Consider the following 17,605-nt stretch of genomic DNA (forward strand, 5'->3'; position numbering starts at 1 on the left):
GGGATGGTTACAAGTACTGCTCAATATCTCCCACACCCTGCCGGACGATGTCGAAATCTTCATTAGTACAGTCGACGACGGTACTGGCAATGTTGTTGCCAAAGCCGCCATCAATCACTAAGTCTACCAGCGGCCGGTACTTCTCGAAGATGAGGTCAGGGTCGGTGCTGTACTCCAGAATCTCATCCTCATCGTGAATAGACGTCGAAACGATGGGGTTACCCAGTTCGCGCACCAATCCAGTGCAGATGTTATTGTCGGGCACCCGAATACCCACGGTTTTGCGCTTCACACCGCCGTAGCGAGGGGCCTTGTTGCTGGCTTCAAAGATGAAGGTGAAAGGACCAGGTAGCGCTTTTTTCAGCACCTTGTACACGGGCGTTGTAATGCCGGTAGCGTAGTCGGTGATGTGAGATAAGTCGGAGCAGATAAAGGAAAGGTTGGCCTTTTCCGGATGCAGGCCCTTGATGCGGCAGAGTTTTTCCACGGCCCGGGCATTATGAATATCACAGCCTAAGCCGTACACCGTATCGGTAGGATAAATAATGACGCCGCCTTTGCGAAGTATTTCCGCAGCTTGCGCCAAGCGGTTTTGGGGCGGATTGTCGGGGTGGATGCGGAGCAAGGTTGCGGACATAGCGGAAGCGTGGGTTGGATGAGCAGTCGGCCCGGGGCCAGTTAGCGGCGGGGCGGTCAAGGTACAAGCAGAAGCAGGAACCTGCTACTCTTTTCGATAAAAACACCCGTGGGGTTGCCCTCCGGCTGTTAATGGCTACCATGCCCCAACAAAAAAGCCCCGACACCAAAGTGCCGGGGCTTTTTTGTTGGGGCATGGTAGCCTTATTGCTTGGTTACCTTGTGGGTCGTGAACGTGTCGCCGTTCTGCACCAGCAAAATATAGTTGCCAGCCTGCAAAGGCCGTAGGCTAAACGTGCCATCGGCAGCGGCAGTGCCGCGCAACACTACCCGGCCCGTGAGGTCGGATACGGTTACGGCGGCTTTTTCAGCGCGGCCCGCTACCTGAATGGTCACAACCTCTGAAGTGGGGTTTGGGAAAACTGCTACGTTGCCCGCGCCACTTGCCTTGCGGCTGCTGAGGGTAGTGGTGCCCGTGGAAAGGGCGAAATCGTCAATGGCTAACAAGGCATCGGAACCACTCTCATTGGTGTCCTTCCAGCGAATCCACATAGTAGCTCCGGCGGGCCAATTAAGGGTAATGGAACCAGCAATGGCCGTTCGGTTAGCTGCTTCGTTGCCATTGAGGGCAGCATTGGCAGTAATAGCATTGGCAACTTCCGTCACGTTCAGGCCCGTAGCAGCTACCCAGGTGCCGGTGGTGAGGCTAGTTGCATCTAAGCTGTACTCGAAAGCAAGCACTTCATTCTGATCAACAAAGCTACCAGAGCGCCATTGCTCACCCCGTAAAGCCACGTTTACGCGCGTTACGGCAGCGCCAGTACCATTAGTGAATACTGCTCCGAAAGCTGGTACGGTAGAGCCCGACGCTATGCTGCCCATAGCCCGGTCAGTAGCACTGGCTGTTCCTACACTGTACACGCCGCCTGAGTTGGCGCTGCCATCCGTAACAGACAAAGTGGTAAAAACTTCGTTGGCAGTACCAGTACCCGAGAGTCGTACGCCAGCCCAGCCAGCAGGGTAAGCCGTAGTCGTGGCAGCGCCTGTAGGAGCCGTCCCATCAAAATTCTGGGAGTAAATAGCGCCGGCCGTAACGCTAACAGGAGTAGGTCCGGTGGGCGTATTTTGGGCCGAAGCTGAAACGGCGCTGGCACTCAGGGTTAGGCCCAGCAGGCCGCGCATAAAAAATCCGAAAGAGTAGGAGTGTGCCATAGGTGTGAAAGAAGAAAAGGAGAAATGAAGAAACTGTACTTTTGAAGTTCAAAACTACCTCGAATCCGTTGGCTAATCCAGCTTGGCCGCGACGAGCAATGTTACCGTTTTGTTACTACCCTCCCTGCTCATGGCCAACACCCGCATCGATTACAAAGCCAAGGCCACACGCCGCCGCAACCGTTTTGCCTACGTCACCGGCGTTATCGGGTTGCTGCTCATTACGTTCTCGTATTATTTCTACCAAGTCTTTTTCACCCCGAACGTAGAAACCAAAGGGCGGCCCACCTACGTGGTGGTGCGCCGCGGCGAGTCGGCCAAGGCCGTGCTTGACTCCATCGAGGCCACGGGCGTGATTGTGGATAAGCTCAGCCTGCACTTTGTGGCCCGCCTCATGAAGTATGAGCAGCTGGTGAAGCCCGGCCGCTATGAGCTCAAAGACGGCTATACCAACCGCCAGCTTATCAACGACCTGCGCACGGGTAGTAACAAGCTGCCCTTACTTCTGACCTTCCAGAACATTCGGTTGCGTGAAGACCTGGCCCGCAAGCTGAGTACCACCATTGATGCCCAGCCCAGCCAGTTTGACTCGCTGCTTAGCTCGCCTTCTTACACCAAAAGCCTGGGTTTCGACACTACCAGCATCCTGACGATGTTTATTCCGAACACGTACGAGCTGCTCTGGAACACGTCCGCCGACAACCTCATGCGCCGCATGAAGAAGGAGTACGAGAAGTTCTGGACGCCGGAGCGCGACGCCAAGCGTAAACAGCTGGGGCTTAGCCGTGAGCAGGTAAGCATACTGGCTAGCATTGTGGAAGCCGAGCAGCAGCAGCACGCCGATGAGCGACCCCGGGTGGCGGGTGTCTACCTCAACCGCCTCAAGCGGGGCATGAAGCTGCAGGCCGACCCTACGGTCGTGTATGCCAACCACGACTTCACCATTAAACGCGTGCTGAACGTGCACCTGGCCAAGGATTCGCCCTACAACACCTATAAGTACGCGGGCCTGCCTCCTGGTCCCATCAACCTGCCCAGCATTGCCAGCATTGATGCCGTGCTGAACCCGGAAAGCCACGACTACCTGTATTTCTGCGCCAAAGAGGATTTCAGCGGCTACCACGCCTTCGCCCGCAACGAGCAGGAGCACCTTGTAAACGCCCGCCGCTACCAGGCCGCCCTCAGCCGGGCTGGAATTATGAAGTAAGCAGGTAGTGTGCCGTTACTACGGTTCTGCCCTGCTAGCTGCCTGCTACCAACTGATAACCAAACGCTACCCCATGTATCAGTCCGATACCCATATTCGCGTTCGGTACGCCGAAACCGACCAGATGGGCTACGTGTACCACGGTAATTACGCCGCCTATTTTGAGGTGTGCCGCACGGAAGCATTTCGCCAGCTGGGCATCAGCTATAAGGATTTGGAGGCCGATGGGGTAGGGATGCCAGTGGGCGAAATCCGGACCCGCTTCCGCCGTCCCGCCCGCTACGATGACTTGCTAACGGTGCGCCTGTTGCTCAAGCAGCCCGCCGAGGGCTCGCGCATTCTGTTCGAGTACGAAATCTACAATGAGGCCCAGGAGCTTCTCACCGAAGGCCACACCCTGATGGTATTCGTGAGCATGGCTACGGGGCGACCGGTGGCTATTCCGGCTCACATTCAAACCAAGCTGGCCCCGTATTTCACCGACGACGAAACGGCCGGGCCCCTAACCCCACCCAAGGCCCCGGTGAACCCGCCTGCTCCAGCCGCTTTCCTGAAATAGCATAGGAGGGAAGCCGCCCCGCCAAACGTGCGCCCGGAACCACTCCCCACGCCGGCGTAGTTAACCAACTACCCATACTTTTTTCCGCCTTCTACCTATGCGCCTTCCCGTTCGCCGATACCGAATGCCCGATGTGCGCCGGCGAAGAAGCTACCGCCGGTTTATCGTGTTCCTGAAGCAACTCCGGTTTCATGGCGGCCGGGCTTCGGTGTATGATGTGGTCGACCGGCTACTGCAGGAAATCAAGCTCGATGGCATTGCGAAACGGGCCAGCTACATGGCCTTCAACTTCACCATTGCCATCTTTCCCACCATCATTTTCCTCTTTACCCTCATTCCCTACATTCCCGTCCCGAACCTGAACCTGGATATTCTCCAGTTCCTGTCCGATTTAATTCCGCGGGAAATGTACCTGGCCGTGTCTGGTACCATTGAGGATATTGTGAACATTCCGCACGGCGGACTCTTGTCCTTCGGTTTTGCTACCGCGTTGGTCCTCAGTTCCAACGGCATCATGGCCTTGCTCGACGCTTTCGAGAAAAAGTACCCCTCCTTCAAGAAGCGCACTTACGTGCGCAAGCGCGTCATTGCCACCCTGCTGACGGTAGTGTTGTCGTCGGTGCTGCTGTTCTCAGTAGCGGGCATCTTCTTCGGAACCTACATTATTGACGCGCTGGTGTACCACGAAATCGTACCCGAACACTTGACCGACCAACTAATTGCTTTGCTGCGCTACGGTTCTGTGGTGGGGCTTTTCCTGCTTACTACCTGCCTAGTATACTACTATGTACCGCCAGTACACGATAAGTGGCCTTTTCTATCGGCCGGGTCTGTGGTAGCTACCCTGCTCATCTTTCTGGTGTCCTTTCTCTTCATCCTCTACGTGAAGATATTCGACAGCTACAACCACTTCTACGGCTCTATTGGCACGCTGGTAGGGTTTATGGTGTGGCTAGATTTTGTGTGCATGACCCTGATTCTGGGCTTTGAGGTGAACGTGAGCATTGACGCTGTTACGGGTCGGCTGAAGCGCCAACTACCGGTACCTGCTTCTAAGTAAACCCTTACTGGCTGGGACTGAGTGAATAAGAAAATTATCAAAGAAATTTTTCAGCCGTCGTATTGTCCATTAGGTGTTGATGAATACTTTTGCCATCCCAAACCACTCAGTTGGGACCTGTTAGAGAGGTGGCAGAGTGGTCGAATGCGACGGATTCGAAATCCGTTATACCTGCAAGGGTATCGGGGGTTCGAATCCCCCCCTCTCTGCACTGGTTTTTTCAAAGCGTGAAAAAGCCTTTTTTGCTTGCTGTATTCTGCAACGATGCATCCAGCCCAACCCTAGAGGAGTGGCAGAGTGGTCGATTGCGGCGGTCTTGAAAACCGTTGAGGGTTAAACCTCCGGGGGTTCGAATCCCTCCTCCTCTGCAACCGGTGCAGAAACCAGCAAGAAATAAGCAGCCTCTCAGCCGTACGGTTGGGAGGCTGTTTTGCTATGGTTACTACCCACACATAACCGTAAGAGTATCTTCATCTTTAGTACATATTTTCTTGGTTAGTTGCTATACACAAACCCGTGGCGTAGTATTTGTTGAGCTTCCTGCCGTACCTTTATGGTGTCTATGTCTGAACTGCTTTTCGACGTTAACCTGCAGCAACTGCCCGACGATTATCTGACGGGGGACTGGCACGTAGCTGATCGGGTGCTCAACCGCACTAACCCGGCCACTACCCTGGCCCGCGCCGAGCGTTTTCACCTGGAGCCCGGACGGGTAGCTATTCAGGCCCCGGGGCAGCAGGATGTGGGCAACTGGCTGGTGCAGCGAGATACCCTGCTGAACCGTCCGTACCTGGAATTAAACATGGAGCAGGAGCAAACCCGCGCCCTAGTTACGCGTTTGCGCCGCTCCCGCGACGGCACCAGCAGCCAACTGTCCCTGTACTTTCAGTCGGGGATGGAAATGCAGCTAACCCGCCCGTAATTCCCTTATCACCTCTGCTAACTGTATGTTTTCGTATGGCCTTTGCCAATTCTGAAAATCCGAACAGTCCTTCACGCCCCGAAGAAGCCCACCAGCCTGTCGCTACCCCGGCCTCGACCTTGCTACTTGGTATCGCAGATGCTGCGGGTAACGTGGTGTACGTCAGCTCGGAACTGCTGGCTTTCACGGGGTTAACTCTACAGCAGATTGCCACGGAGTGGGCCGCGCAAGTGCACCCAGACGATGTGGCCCGCACGGCCGCTCAGTGGCAGCAGGCCCTGGCTGCTCGGCAGGCGTACCAGATAGAGTTTCGGTTTCGGCGCTTTGATGGCCAGTACCGCTGGGTGCGCAGCATGGGCTACCCCCAGCTCAACGAGCACAACCAGGTGCAGCAGTGGGTTATTAACATGGTGGACGTGGAGCAGTTGCGGCAAAGCCACTCGGAAAGTATAGGCTCCTGGGCCGACTTCAACTCCCTGGCCGAACTGATTCCGCAGCTAGTCTGGACGACGGATGCTACGGGCTTTCACACCTATTTCAACCAGCGCTGGACTGATTTTACGGGGTACACGCTGGCCGACAGCGTAGGCCCGGATATGTGGAATAACCTGCTCCACCCCGACGACCGGGCGCGGGCGCGGCAGGTGTGGGGCCACTCCCTGGCCACTGGCGACTTCTACGAAATTGAATACCGCTTTAAATCCCGGCAGAACGATTACCGCTGGTTTCTGGGCCAAGCGGTGCCGGTGCGTAATGAGGCGGGCGAAATCATCAAGTGGTTTGGGACGTGCACTGACATTCACGACCAGAAGATGCAGGAATTGGCCCTGCGTAAGCGGGAACAGGACTTCATGACCCTAGCCAATGCCATTCCCCAGCTGGCCTGGATGGCCGACGAAACCGGCGCTATTGTTTGGTACAACGACCGATGGTTTCGCTTCACGGGTACAACGCATGAGGAAATGATGGGCTGGGGCTGGCAGAAAGTCATGCATCCTGACCGTGTGGATGAAATAACCAACGGCTGGAAGCAAGCCCTCCTCGACGGGGAAAAGTGGGAAGACACCTTCCCGCTCCGGCGCCACGACGGAGAGTTTCGTTGGTTTTTAAGCCGGGCCCTGCCCGTGCGCGACGAGGAAGGCCGCATCGTGCGCTGGTGCGGCACCAACACCGACGTAACCGAACAAAAGCAGCTGCAGGAACAGCTCGAACGCGCCTACTCCGACCTCGAGGCCAAAGTTATATTCCGCACCCTGGACCTGGAGCGTGAAGTGCAGGAGCTACGCCAGCGCATAGGAGAGTGAAATGGTGAGATAGTGAAATAGTGAGTTGTATAATTGCCTAGTCTAATGGCAATAGCAGCCCCAGCGGGGCGACACCCAATCGTTCAACGAGCGGTGCCGCCCCGCTGGGGCTGAATATTTCTGTACTGGGGTGTCCTACCAATCTGTTGTCCCGCTGGGGCTACCGTCAGAACAGCAAACTCACTATCTCACTATTTCACCACCTCACTCCTCCGCATCTTGGCCTTTTTTCAGCTCGGCGTCCAGGAAATACGCGCCGTGCCGGACTAGGCGGGTAGTGTCGGGTAGCTGTTCTAGAGGGATGATGGCGACGTCGCCGTTTTCAGTGGTTCCAGTCCGAACCTTATAGCGGCGGTAGGCACCAGGGCCGGTTTGGGCGAAGATGTAGCTGAACTCACCGGCCTGAATTACGGCATCTTCGGGGAGGGTGCGCTGGCGGGCGCCGGCCGTCTGGATGTGGGCCGACACGTACTGACCCGGCAGCACATCGTCGCGCTCCGGCTCCAGGTGGGCGTGCACGCTTACCGTGCGAGCGTCGTCGTTGAAGGCCTTGCCCACCAGAAATACCCGGGCTCCCATGTCCTCGTTGGAGCCCCGGCTGGGAATCTTGAACAAGATGCGTTGGCCATTCTTTACCCGCGCAATATCCCGCTCAAACACCTTCAGCTCCAGATGCAAATCGGAACGGTCCACAATTTCCACCAGTACATCCTGCGGATTCACGAACTGCCCCGGATTGATGTTCACGGTCTTGACGTAGCCTTTGATGGGCGAAACCAGCGGCACCGTGGGTGAAATTTCTCCCTTATCCAAGCGACTCATGGAAAGGCCCAGCATTCGGAGCTGCGCGGCTGTGGCACGCAGGGTGGCCTGTTCCGATGCATACTCGCTCTGGGCCTGCTGAAGCTTGCGCTTGGCTCCTACATCCTCGGCATCCAGGATTTGCTGGCGCTGCAGTTCTTTCTGCAGGAAGGTAACCCGGGCCTTGCTTTGCAGGTAGTCTTGCTGCAGCTTCAGGTAGTCGGGATGGCGCAGCACGGCCACCACGCCGCCGCGCGCCACCTGCTGCCCCGGCAGCACCGCCACCGACTGCACGTAGCCGCCCATCACCGCCGACACGGACGCCCGGTTCTGCGGCGGCACATCAATGCTGCCGTTGGCCTGCACGTCGGTAGTCATGTTTTTCCACTCGAAGGCACCGGTTTCCACGCCCGCGGCTTGCACTTGGGCCGGACTTATGCGCACCTCATCGGGACTGACGGCTGTGGCCGGGGCCGCCGCTTCGGGAGCTGTAGCGGCTGCCGGTTGGTCAGAAGTATTCGGGCCGCAGGCCGCCAGCAGGCTGCTTAGTAGCACGTAGGGAATATATTTCATATGGGAGGAAAGCGAAAATAGCATGCTTACTAAAGCCAGAGCGCGCTTTTTTATGGACAGTTATTACGATGCAACGAACGGCGCGAGACGGGTGGCAGGAGCTTACGGAACGTCGGGGCCGGCCAGGTTTTGCAGGCGCAGGGCCAGCTCATTGTACTGCCGGATTTGCTCGAGGTAGGCCGTGCGGATTTGCCTGGCGGGCTCGGTGTTCACCACGTACTCCACGTACTCAATGTCGCCGGCACGGAAGCTCTTTTCGGCAGTTTCCAGAATGAGGCGGGCCTGGGGCAAGGCCGTTTGCTCGTAATAGGTGAGCGAAGCTTGCGCCCGCGTAAGCTGGCGGCGCAGGCCCGCTACCTGCCCGCTGAGCTGGGTAGTGGCATAGCGCAGTTGAGCCTCGGCGGCTTGCTCCCCCAACTGCGCAGCCTGGATGCGCGCCTTCTGAATGCCACCCAGCAGCGGCACCGCAATGCCCGCCTGAGCCACGTGAAAGCCTCGTTCCTTATTGATGGTCTGGTTGAAGTAGCCCACGCGCACGTCGGGTAGGCGGCGCAGCTGCTCTACCCGCGTCTGGCGCTTGCTCACGTCAATTTCCTGCTCCAGCAGCGCTAGGGTAGGGTTGGAGGCGGCCGTGAGCCCGGCGGTATCGGCGGGGCTAAGTACTACCGCGGGCGTCACTGTCGTATCGATGGTGGCGGGGCGACCCAGGTTCAGGAGTACGCCTAGCTGCTGCTGTTGCACCTCCTGATCCGTAAGGATGAGGGCCAGCTGATTCTGCACCTCCCGCATCCGAGCCTCGGCCGATACCTGCTCCAGGCGGTTGGTTTCGCCGGTTTGGTAGCGGATGCGGGCCGCCCGGGCCGCGCGGCGGTACAGGCTGTCCTGGCGCCGAAGCAGGGCCGCTCGCCGGTAGTTCAGCAGCAGCTCATAATAAGTGCTGCGAATGGTGTACGTCAGCTCCCGGCGCTGGGCGCGGGCCCGTTGCTCAGCCGTCAGGATTTGGCCTTCCAGCAGGCGGCGCTGGGCGCCGTACACGCCCGGCAGCGCCGACTGCTGCACGATGTTCAGGCTCTGGTCGCGCAAAGGCCCAGAAATCTGCCCCACCTGAAAATCGACTACCGTGCGCGGCAGGTCGTAGCCGGTGCGGGCCAGCACGCGCTGCCGCTCTATTTCCAGGCTGCCCGTTTGTACCAGCAAACTCTGACGCAAGCCGGTTTGCAGGGCCTGCTGCAGGGTAAGCGGCCCATCAGGTGCAACGGGGCCAGTTGGGGTAGGCGGGGGTAAGGTGCGCGGGGTCGTCTGACCAAGGAGCAGGCTAGGTAAGAAAAACAGGAAAATGAGGAGTGAAATTCTCATGGAGCATATGGCTGTAAAGACGCGACACTTCGCGTCTCTATCGTTGCTGAGGGTAGTTTACCTTGTCATTCCGAGCCCAAGCGAGGAATCTGGGTTAGATTCTTAGCTGAACCCAGATTCCTCGCTTGGGCTCGGAATGACAGGTAAGGGCCGTACCGTATCTAGTTGTGCTGCCGCTGAGACGCTAAGGGATGCGTCTCGGCCGGGTGCTGAGGGTAGCCAGCTACAACTCATGGTTTTCGCGGGCATCGGCCAGAGCTTCCGGGGTAGATTCTACGGGGCTAGCCTCACCATCTTGGGTGAAAAATGTGTAGAGCACCGGGAGCAGAACGAGCGTGAGCAGGGTAGCCGAAATCAGCCCCCCGATGACCACCGTGGCCAAGGGCTTCTGCACTTCGGCGCCACCGGAGTTGCTCAGGGCCATGGGCAGAAAACCTAGGGAAGCCACCGCCGCCGTGAGCAGCACTGGTCTAAATCGTTCGGCGGTGGCTTTCAGCACCCGCTCCCGCACCGAGGATATGCCAACCAGGGCCAGCTCGTTGATGCTGGCAACCAGCACGATGCCGTTGAGCACGGCTACCCCAAACAAGGCAATGAACCCAACGCCCGCCGAAATACTGAACGGCATGCCGCGCAGCCACAGGGCCAGAATGCCGCCAATAGCCGCCAGCGGAATTCCGGTGAAAATCAGCAGGGCTTGTTTAACGGAATGGAAGGAGAGGTAGAGCAGCACGAAAATCAGCAGAAGGGCCACTGGCACTGCCACCGCTAGGCGCGACTTGGCCTGCTGCAGGTTCTCGAACTGCCCGCCGTACTTGAGGCTGTAGCCTTCCGGTAGCTTCAGCTTGGCGGTGAGCTGCTGCTGAATATCGGCCACCAGGCTTTCCACGTCGCGGTTGCGCACGTTCACGCCGATGTTGATGCGGCGGCGGGCATCATCGCGCGACACCTGGATGGGGGCGTTGCGGAAGTCCACGGTGGCTACCTCTTCCAGGGGCACTTTCTCGCCGCCAGGCAAATCCACGTAGAGGCCGCGCAAATCCTGGATGCTGCGGCGGTTGGTGCTGTCGAGGCGCACGACCAGGTCGTAGCGCCGCTCGCCCTCGTACACCTGGCCCGCCACGTCGCCGGCAAAGGAGGCGCGCAGCAGGGTGTTCAGGTCCGACACGCGCAGGCCGTACTGGGCCAGCTTCTGGCGGTTATAGGTCACGCGCAGTTGGGGCAGGGCCGCAATCTGCTCCACTTTCAGGTCGCCGACGCCGGCCAGGGGGCGGATAAGGGTGGCGGCTTCGTTGGCTTTGTCGAAAAGCAAGCCCAGGTCGTCGCCATAAATCTTGATGCTGATGTCGGACTTGACGCCGGAAATCAGCTCGTTGAAGCGCATCTGAATGGGCTGTTGAAACTCCAGGCTCACGCCGGGCACGCCGGCCAGGGCCTCGCTCATCTTGCCCGCCAGTTCCTCCGCGAGCCGGCCGAGGTCCACTGGGCCTGGGGCTTGAGCACGACAATCTGGTCGGAATCTTCCAGGCTCATGGGGTCGGTAGGAATTTCGGAGGTGCCAATTTTGCCCACTACCTGCTCTACTTCAAGAAATTGACGGAGCAGAATCTGCTGCACCCGCGTGGTGGTGGCAATGCTCTGGGTGAGGGAGGAGCCGGGCGTGAGGGCCACGTTCACGGCAAAGTCGCCTTCATCGAGCTGGGGGATAAACTCGCCACCCATGCCGGCAAACACTACCCCCGCCAGCACCAGCAAGCCCACGGCGGCCCCCGTTACTAGGCCGCGCAGGCGCAGGGCCCCGAGGATAATGGGCTGGTAGCCGCGGTAGAGAAACTTCATGAGGCGGTCGGCCACGGTGCCTTCCTCCTGGATGTCCTTGCGCAGGGCCCAGGCCGACACGGCCGGCACGTAGGTCAGGCACAGCAGCATGGCCCCCACAATGGCGAAGCTCACCGTCAGGGCCATGGGCCGGAACATCTTGCCCTCAATGCCGGTGAGGGCTAGAATAGGTAGGTATACGATGAGGATGATGAGTTGCCCGAACAAGGCCGAGCGCATCATGCGGGTGGCAGCCGTTTCGGCTACCTGGTCCATGGTTTCGTGCTCGGCTTTCTGGCGGAAGTGCACGAGGTGGAAAATCATGGCTTCCACGATAATCACGGCCCCGTCCACAATCAGCCCGAAGTCCAGAGCGCCTAGGCTCATGAGGTTGGCCGATACGCCAAACGTGTGCATCAGCCCCAGCGCAAACAGCATGCACAGCGGAATCATGGAGGCTACCACCAGCCCGGCCCGCCAGTTGCCCAGCAGCACCAGCAGCACCACCATCACAATCACGCCGCCTTCAATCAAGTTTTTGGCGACGGTGTGAATAGCGGTGTCTACCAGCTTGGTTCGGTCGAGGAAGGGGCGCACGTAGAGGCCTTGGGGCAGCAGCCGGTTGATTTCCTCTACCCGGGCTTTCACACCCTTAATAGTTTGCTCCGAGGAAGCGCCTTTGAGCATGAGCACAATGCCGCCCACGGTTTCGCCCTGGCCATTGAAGGTCATGGCCCCGTAGCGGACGGAGTGGCCGAAGCGCACCTCGGCCACGTCGCGCACCAGCAGGGGCACGTTGTTCACCTGCTTAATCACCATGCTGCCCACATCCTGCAATGAGGCCGCGCGGCCTTCACCCCGAATAAAATAAGCATTGCGGCCCCGCTCCAGGTAGGAGCCGCCAGTGTTGGCGTTGCCCGCTTCTAGGGCCTCGAACAGTTCGCGCATGGTCACACCGCTGGCGTTGAGGCGCTCGGGGTTCACGCTGACTTCGTACTGGCGCACGTAGCCCCCAAAGCTGCTGACATCCACTACCCCCGGCACGCCGGCCAACTGCCGCTTCACTATCCAGTCCTGCACCTCGCGCAGCTTGGACAGGGAGAAGCGCCTTTCGTAGCCGGGCTTGATGCCGAGGCTGTACTGGTAGATTTCGCCGAGGCCGGTGGTGATGGGGGCCATTTCGGGCCGGCCGAGGCCCGCGCCCAGCTCGGCTTCGGCGGTGCGCAGCTTCTCGGCCACCAGCTGCCGGGTTTGCAGGGTGCTGATGTCGTCCTCGAAGACCACGGTAATCACCGAAAGCCCGAAGCGCGAGGTAGACCGGATTTCCGTTACCCCCGGAATGGTGCGCAAGCTTAGTTCTAGTGGAATCGTGAGCAGTTGCTCCACCTCCTGAGCCGCCAGCGCGGGACTTTGGGTAATAACCTGAACCTGGTTATTGGTAACGTCGGGAATGGCATCGAGGGGTAGGTGCACGGCCGAGTAGCCGCCCCACCCCACCAACGCCACGAGCATCAGCACCACAAACAGCTTGTTGTGGATGCTAGCCCGGATAATGCGGGAAAGCATAGTAGAAAAGGAGTGCTGCCTCCGCGGGTTGTAAAGACGCGTATTGGCGTCGAGGCGCCTGAGCGACTACGCCTAGGCGGTTACAACAACGTCAGCACGCGCCGAGACGCGAAGTGTCGCGTCTCTACACCGTCGGGGCGAAGGCAAAATCAGCAGAAAGAGAAAACAGGCACGTAGTCGCCGGACACACTCCGTCCGAGGGCGTAGCTGCTTACGCTCGGGGTGGTTGTAGCAAGGAGCCGCTGACGCTGAACGTGTACAACGGCCCGGCTGTGCTGTGGTAGCCAGCCGTCGGCCAGCTTCGGGGTGGCGCCGGCAGCAGCACGCGGCCCGTGGGTAGCACGAAGCTGACCATCACGCAATCGTGGTGCTGTTCCAGGGGGAGCTTGTGGTGGTCCTGGGCGTCGCGCTGGGAGTAGGGGTTACGGCGGTGGTCGGCGCCGTGGGGGCCGTAATGCAGCACCAGAAACGCCAGGGGCGAGAGGCGGCCGCCGGACAAGGCGCGGTGGTAGCGGTAGTGGCGGGCCAGCTCCGGCAGCTTCCCCAGCTCCGATAAGTCGCCCTGTGGCACGAGGCTACCCACGAGCATCAAGATTCCCAGAAAGAAAGCTACCACTGGTTTCATCACGACAAAGGTAACTCCTGCGGCAGGGAGTTGTTCGCAAAAAGGATGAGGGGTAGGGAATTTGGAAATATTCTGGATTTAGGGTACGCTAAAACCAGAAAGTATGGCGCCGATTTTTAGGAGGTGGAGTAGACAGTCTTACTTCTTGAGGCCGGTGCGGATATGTACAAAACAGGTATTCTATCCCCCACAATATATAAAAGCTCATCTGGTGAGTCAGGCACCCGAAGAAGCACGGTATACCGGGTGTTTTTGGTGTCATAATATTGTAGGCGCAGATTGCAGAAATAATCTGCAGAGTTTTTCGCGCTTATCTTGAAAGACTCCGCGCTGACTATGAGGGCCTGAGTGGCAACACCATTGTCACGGAGAAAATTCTGTCGGTAGGAGTCGGAGACTATGCCAGCTCTAATGAAGTAGAAGGCAATAACTGCCAGCGCCGCAGCCGCTAGAATGAAGGGTAGCATTTTTGGACGTATGGTAGCATTATGCAGTTGAAGGTAGATAGAAATAGTTAGTCCTACACACTGAATCCATGTACTAACAACCACCTCGTGAGCGCAACCGTACTGAGGGAGCCTGCCGCCACCTAGTATCTGCTTGAGCTCCTCTGTATGTATAAATGGATACTTGCCTTGGCTGTAATGCTGGGGCTAGCTACGCAGCCGGCCTCGGCCTATTCCGTGCTTACTCACCAGGCCAACGTGGATTCCAGCTGGGCCCGGTGCCTGCTGCCGCTGCTGCAACAGCGCTACCCCGGAGCCACCGAGGAGCAGCTCAACGAGGCCAAAAGCTATGCCTACGGGGGCTCCATTCTGCAGGACATGGGTTACTACCCTTTTGGCTCCGAGCTATTTACTAACCTGACCCACTACGTGCGCTCCGGCGACTTTGTGCGCAACCTGCTCGACGAGGCCCACGACCGAAATGAGTACGCCTTCGCCCTCGGGGCCCTGGCGCACTACGCCGCCGATATTCACGGCCACCCGGAAGGCACCAACCGCGCCATGCCCAGCGTCTACCCCGATTTGAAGGCCAAGTTTGGTGACGTTATTACCTACGAGGAAGCGCCCATTCAGCATACCCAGCTGGAATTTGCTTTCGATGTGGTGCAGGTAGCGGCTGGCCGCTACCGCAGCGCCGACTACCAGCGCTACATCGGGTTCCAGGTGAGTAAACCAATGCTGGAACGGGCTTTCCTGAAGACTTACGGGCTGGAACTGGGCCAGGTGGTATTCAATGTTGATCTGGCCATCAGCTCATTTCGGTTTGCTGTGCGCAGCCTGATTCCCATTGCTAGCCGGGCCGCCTGGCAGTCCCAGAAAAAAGATATTCGTAAGCTGAGCCCCCAGGCCCGCCGCCGCGAGTACGTATACAAGGAAAGTGAGCGGGAGTACCGTCAGCGCTACGGCACCGACTACGAGCACCCCGGCACTGGGGCCCGCATTCTGTCGTACTTCGTGCGGGTGCTGCCAAAAATTGGGCCATTGCGGCCGTTTGCTTTTAAGCTGCCGACTCCCGAAGCCCAGGAGTTATTTAAAGCCAGCTTCCGAACCGTGATGCGCAATTACTGCACCCTGCTGGAGCAGGAACCTCAGGATACGGCTGCGGCAGTAGGGCCCCAACTGCCCAACGCCGACTTCGACACAGGTAAACCCACCAAGCTAGGGGAGTACGCCCTAACCGATGAAACCTACGGCGAATGGCTCCGGAAGCTGGCTGATAAAAAGTTTGACCACCTAACGGCCATTCAGCGCCAACACTTGCTGGCCTTCTTCAGCACGCCGGTTCAAGAGCCAGTAGCTCAGGAAGAAAAGGAGAAAGAGAAACGCAAGGAAACGCTGGCGGCCCTAGAGCAATTGCGGACAGCTCAGGTGCAACCCGCACCGTAGGTCTGGGCTTTGATTTTGGCTTTAAAAACTTGCCGCCCCAGCCGCTCATCTTCTAACCTTTAGCAGGTGGTAGGGATGCAGCAGTCGGGGCGACGGACGTATATGGGGCGTAGGTGTGCTTACTTTAGGCCCACCATTATAGCCGCAACAGCGCGCAGCTTATTAGCGCCGGTTGACTCGGTAGGGGCGGTAATTGGGGCGGTGCAGGTGGTATTGTCCTTTCAGTTTGGCCCGCACGGCGGGCAGCAAACCGCGGCCACCCAACGCCTCCGCCGACGATTCAGCAGGCAGGCAGAACGAGAGGGCAAAAAGGACAAGGCTGAGGCGAAGTACAGAAGCAAACATGTGCAGTAGATGAGTAGTGGCGCTGATGATGAATCAAAACTACTGTACCGCTTCCCATCCAGGGACTTTCTTCGTTCGACTAGGCTAACTACCCACTGAAAGGAGGTTTTTTTTGGCTGAAGAAATTCTCTATCCGAGAATAAACGAGCCGAAAAGCAACAACGCCCCGACCGTTAAAGGTCAGGGCGCTGAAAAAAGGATTCCGTGTACCGCTGGCTTGCGGTAGCCGCTACCGCCTAATTCGTAGACCTGAATGATAAGCCAGCACCAAAAGCCCAGCTCGCACTACGGCTGCGTAGTGCCTTCTTGCACTAGTCCGCTGCTCAAGCGGCGCAGCACAATTTCGGCTTGTTTGGCTTGGTAGCGAATATCGAGTAGGCGCACTTCAGCGTCGAGTTGGGTGCGCTGGGCTTCCCGCAGGGCCAAGGGCGTTAGCAGGCCTAGGCGGTAGCGCTCCAAGGCAATGGCCACGTTTTCGCGAGCTAATAGGATGTTGGCTTCTTCCAGCTCCAGCAGTTGCAGGCGGTTTTGATACTGGGCCCAGGCCTGTTCCGCCTCGGCATCCAGTTGTAACTGCGTCTGGTCGAGTTGAAGCTTGCTTTTCTCCTCGGCAATGCGCGCATTTTGCTCGAGGCGGTTGCGGTTGAAGCCGTCGAAGATGGGCACCGAGGCCACTACCCGTAGTTAAGCCCGAAGGTGCGGCTGGTGTTGGTAACTAGCTGGGTGCCAAAGAAAGCGGCACCGTTGATGTTGCGGTTCAGGCCGTAGCCTGAGGTAAGCCCGATCTGCGGAAAGCGCGAGGCGCGCACCAGCCGCCGGTCGTAGGTAGCCACTTCCGTGTTCGTCCGGGCTTGCTGTAGCCGGGGGTTGTTCTGCCGTATGGCCTGAAGCACTACATCCCGGTTCAGATCCTGGGTTACCACAATGGAATCCTGGGGCTGAAAATTAAGGTTGGGGTTGCGGCCTAACAGGTTGTTGAGGGTGATTTTGGCAGTTTTTAGGGCTTCCTGCTGCTGAATCAGGGCCGAACGGTCGGCGTTATAATCTACGCGGGCCGTCAGTACTTCCACTTTCGCGCTGACGCCTACGTCCACGCGAGCTTGGGTTAAATCAATTCGAGCCTGCCCGATTTTCAGGGCTTCTTCGATGGAGTTGATCTTCCCCGATTCGCGCACAACCACAAAGTAAGCATCCGTTATATCGGCCACGGTTTCTTCCACCGTGGCGCGGGTAAGCTGGCGCTGGCTCTGCTCCAGAGCCTGCAGCCGGTCGTAGGCAATGAACATCCCAAACCCGTCGAAAATGGTCCAGGTAGCTGCTACGTTAGCGTTCAGCAAGTTGGATTGAGCCCCATTGGCAATGCTAGGCTCGGGTCGGCTGGAGGACTCTTGCCGCACATTGTTGCGGTTAAATGTGCGGGTGAAGTTGCCGTTGACGGTAGGAAGCTGCCCGGCGTTGCCGCGGGTGACGTTGTTCTCGGCCAGGCGCACATCCTGGCGGGAAAGCCGAATGTTGTAGTTGTTTTCTACCCCCATGCGAATGGCATCGGCTAGGGTAAGAAAGGGCGCAGCGGCTACGGTTTCGGGCTTCTCCGTCTGGGGTTTGCTCTGGGGCTGGGTGGTGGGCTGGCGCGCGGGTAGCACCGGCTGCTGGGCCAGCAAGGGGAGGGGAGAGGCCAGCAAAAAAGCAACAAGAAAGGAACGACGCATGGGGGAAATCAGCGGCTGAA

At 58.4% G+C, this 17,605-nt stretch carries 16 protein-coding genes and 2 tRNA genes; 8 read left to right on the plus strand and 10 right to left on the minus strand.

Annotated elements, in window-relative coordinates:
• Positions 1–7 precede the first annotated feature (7 nt).
• Both MUN84_RS17020 and MUN84_RS17025 read right to left on the minus strand, forming a co-directional pair.
• Positions 8–637: an L-threonylcarbamoyladenylate synthase gene (locus MUN84_RS17020; RefSeq protein WP_244695203.1), complete on the minus strand. Its 630-nt coding sequence runs from the start codon at positions 635–637 to the stop codon at positions 8–10.
• Between the two features lie 203 nt (positions 638–840).
• Entirely contained in the window at positions 841–1,848 is a 1,008-nt protein-coding gene (locus MUN84_RS17025) for a T9SS type A sorting domain-containing protein (protein WP_244695204.1), read from the minus strand.
• A gap of 130 nt (positions 1,849–1,978) precedes the next feature.
• On the opposite strand from MUN84_RS17025, the gene mltG reads away from it, so the two are divergent.
• The 7 genes from mltG (at position 1,979) to MUN84_RS17060 (ending at position 6,900) form a co-directional block, all read left to right on the plus strand.
• Entirely contained in the window at positions 1,979–3,055 is a 1,077-nt protein-coding gene (mltG, locus tag MUN84_RS17030) for an endolytic transglycosylase MltG (RefSeq protein WP_244695205.1), read from the plus strand.
• A gap of 73 nt (positions 3,056–3,128) precedes the next feature.
• On the plus strand, positions 3,129–3,614 hold the full coding sequence (locus MUN84_RS17035; protein WP_244695206.1) for an acyl-CoA thioesterase: 486 nt from the start codon (positions 3,129–3,131) through the stop codon (positions 3,612–3,614).
• A gap of 97 nt (positions 3,615–3,711) precedes the next feature.
• Positions 3,712–4,674 carry a YihY/virulence factor BrkB family protein gene (locus MUN84_RS17040; RefSeq protein WP_244695207.1) on the plus strand — a complete coding sequence of 321 codons (963 nt, stop codon included), beginning with the start codon at positions 3,712–3,714 and terminating at the stop codon, positions 4,672–4,674.
• Between the two features lie 122 nt (positions 4,675–4,796).
• Positions 4,797–4,883, plus strand: a tRNA-Ser gene (locus tag MUN84_RS17045).
• Positions 4,884–4,957: 74 nt separating this feature from the next.
• A tRNA-Ser gene (locus MUN84_RS17050) sits at positions 4,958–5,042 on the plus strand.
• A gap of 194 nt (positions 5,043–5,236) precedes the next feature.
• Entirely contained in the window at positions 5,237–5,596 is a 360-nt protein-coding gene (locus tag MUN84_RS17055) for a hypothetical protein (RefSeq protein ID WP_244695208.1), read from the plus strand.
• Positions 5,597–5,631: 35 nt separating this feature from the next.
• Positions 5,632–6,900, plus strand: coding sequence for a PAS domain-containing protein (locus tag MUN84_RS17060; RefSeq protein WP_244695209.1), 1,269 nt, complete (start codon positions 5,632–5,634; stop codon positions 6,898–6,900).
• Positions 6,901–7,104: 204 nt separating this feature from the next.
• On the opposite strand, the gene MUN84_RS17065 is transcribed toward MUN84_RS17060, so the two are convergent.
• The 5 genes from MUN84_RS17065 to MUN84_RS17080 form a co-directional block, all read right to left on the minus strand.
• The gene (locus MUN84_RS17065; RefSeq protein WP_244695210.1) at positions 7,105–8,274 is read right to left on the minus strand and encodes an efflux RND transporter periplasmic adaptor subunit; all 1,170 of its coding nucleotides are present in this window, start codon (positions 8,272–8,274) and stop codon (positions 7,105–7,107) included.
• Between the two features lie 102 nt (positions 8,275–8,376).
• Positions 8,377–9,630, minus strand: a complete 1,254-nt coding sequence (locus MUN84_RS17070) for a TolC family protein (RefSeq protein ID WP_244695211.1) — start codon at positions 9,628–9,630, stop codon at positions 8,377–8,379.
• Between the two features lie 223 nt (positions 9,631–9,853).
• The gene (locus MUN84_RS23155; protein WP_262920557.1) at positions 9,854–11,113 is read right to left on the minus strand and encodes an efflux RND transporter permease subunit; all 1,260 of its coding nucleotides are present in this window, start codon (positions 11,111–11,113) and stop codon (positions 9,854–9,856) included.
• The gene (locus MUN84_RS23160) at positions 11,071–13,014 is read right to left on the minus strand and encodes an efflux RND transporter permease subunit (protein WP_262920558.1); all 1,944 of its coding nucleotides are present in this window, start codon (positions 13,012–13,014) and stop codon (positions 11,071–11,073) included. Before MUN84_RS23160 ends, MUN84_RS23155 begins: the two co-directional genes overlap by 43 nt.
• A 211-nt stretch (positions 13,015–13,225) precedes the next feature.
• A complete protein-coding gene (locus tag MUN84_RS17080; RefSeq protein ID WP_244695212.1) occupies positions 13,226–13,642 on the minus strand; it encodes a hypothetical protein in 417 nt (138 codons plus the stop codon).
• A gap of 641 nt (positions 13,643–14,283) precedes the next feature.
• Between MUN84_RS17080 and MUN84_RS17085 the strand changes: the two genes are divergently transcribed.
• Positions 14,284–15,531 (plus strand): zinc dependent phospholipase C family protein, encoded by a 1,248-nt coding sequence (locus MUN84_RS17085; RefSeq protein ID WP_244695213.1) that lies wholly within the window; start codon positions 14,284–14,286, stop codon positions 15,529–15,531.
• 162 nt (positions 15,532–15,693) lie between these two features.
• Here the strand turns inward: MUN84_RS17085 and MUN84_RS17090 are convergent, their stop codons facing one another.
• The 3 genes from MUN84_RS17090 to MUN84_RS23170 all read right to left on the minus strand — a co-directional run bounded on the left by MUN84_RS17090 (position 15,694) and on the right by MUN84_RS23170 (position 17,585).
• On the minus strand, positions 15,694–15,876 hold the full coding sequence (locus MUN84_RS17090; RefSeq protein WP_244695214.1) for a hypothetical protein: 183 nt from the start codon (positions 15,874–15,876) through the stop codon (positions 15,694–15,696).
• A gap of 285 nt (positions 15,877–16,161) precedes the next feature.
• Positions 16,162–16,551 (minus strand): TolC family protein, encoded by a 390-nt coding sequence (locus MUN84_RS23165; protein ID WP_262920559.1) that lies wholly within the window; start codon positions 16,549–16,551, stop codon positions 16,162–16,164.
• Complete coding sequence (locus tag MUN84_RS23170; protein WP_262920560.1) at positions 16,551–17,585, minus strand: TolC family protein; 1,035 nt, start codon at positions 17,583–17,585, stop codon at positions 16,551–16,553. Before MUN84_RS23170 ends, MUN84_RS23165 begins: the two co-directional genes overlap by 1 nt.
• Positions 17,586–17,605: the final 20 nt, after the last annotated feature.

Source organism: Hymenobacter sp. 5516J-16 (assembly GCF_022919335.1).
GTDB classification, from domain to species: domain Bacteria; phylum Bacteroidota; class Bacteroidia; order Cytophagales; family Hymenobacteraceae; genus Hymenobacter; species Hymenobacter sublimis.

Coding starts and splice junctions, on each gene's coding strand:
- MUN84_RS17085 (WP_244695213.1), top strand. CDS start 14,284: ATGCTGGGGCTAGCTACGCAGCCGGCCTCGGCCTATTCCGTGCTTACT.
- MUN84_RS23170 (WP_262920560.1), bottom strand. CDS start 17,585: ATGCGTCGTTCCTTTCTTGTTGCTTTTTTGCTGGCCTCTCCCCTCCCC.
- MUN84_RS23160 (WP_262920558.1), bottom strand. CDS start 13,014: ATGCTTTCCCGCATTATCCGGGCTAGCATCCACAACAAGCTGTTTGTG.
- MUN84_RS17090 (WP_244695214.1), bottom strand. CDS start 15,876: ATGTTTGCTTCTGTACTTCGCCTCAGCCTTGTCCTTTTTGCCCTCTCG.
- MUN84_RS17065 (WP_244695210.1), bottom strand. CDS start 8,274: ATGAAATATATTCCCTACGTGCTACTAAGCAGCCTGCTGGCGGCCTGC.
- MUN84_RS17025 (WP_244695204.1), bottom strand. CDS start 1,848: ATGGCACACTCCTACTCTTTCGGATTTTTTATGCGCGGCCTGCTGGGC.
- MUN84_RS17055 (WP_244695208.1), top strand. CDS start 5,237: ATGTCTGAACTGCTTTTCGACGTTAACCTGCAGCAACTGCCCGACGAT.
- MUN84_RS17060 (WP_244695209.1), top strand. CDS start 5,632: ATGGCCTTTGCCAATTCTGAAAATCCGAACAGTCCTTCACGCCCCGAA.
- MUN84_RS17035 (WP_244695206.1), top strand. CDS start 3,129: ATGTATCAGTCCGATACCCATATTCGCGTTCGGTACGCCGAAACCGAC.
- MUN84_RS17020 (WP_244695203.1), bottom strand. CDS start 637: ATGTCCGCAACCTTGCTCCGCATCCACCCCGACAATCCGCCCCAAAAC.
- MUN84_RS17070 (WP_244695211.1), bottom strand. CDS start 9,630: ATGAGAATTTCACTCCTCATTTTCCTGTTTTTCTTACCTAGCCTGCTC.
- mltG (WP_244695205.1), top strand. CDS start 1,979: ATGGCCAACACCCGCATCGATTACAAAGCCAAGGCCACACGCCGCCGC.
- MUN84_RS17040 (WP_244695207.1), top strand. CDS start 3,712: ATGCGCCTTCCCGTTCGCCGATACCGAATGCCCGATGTGCGCCGGCGA.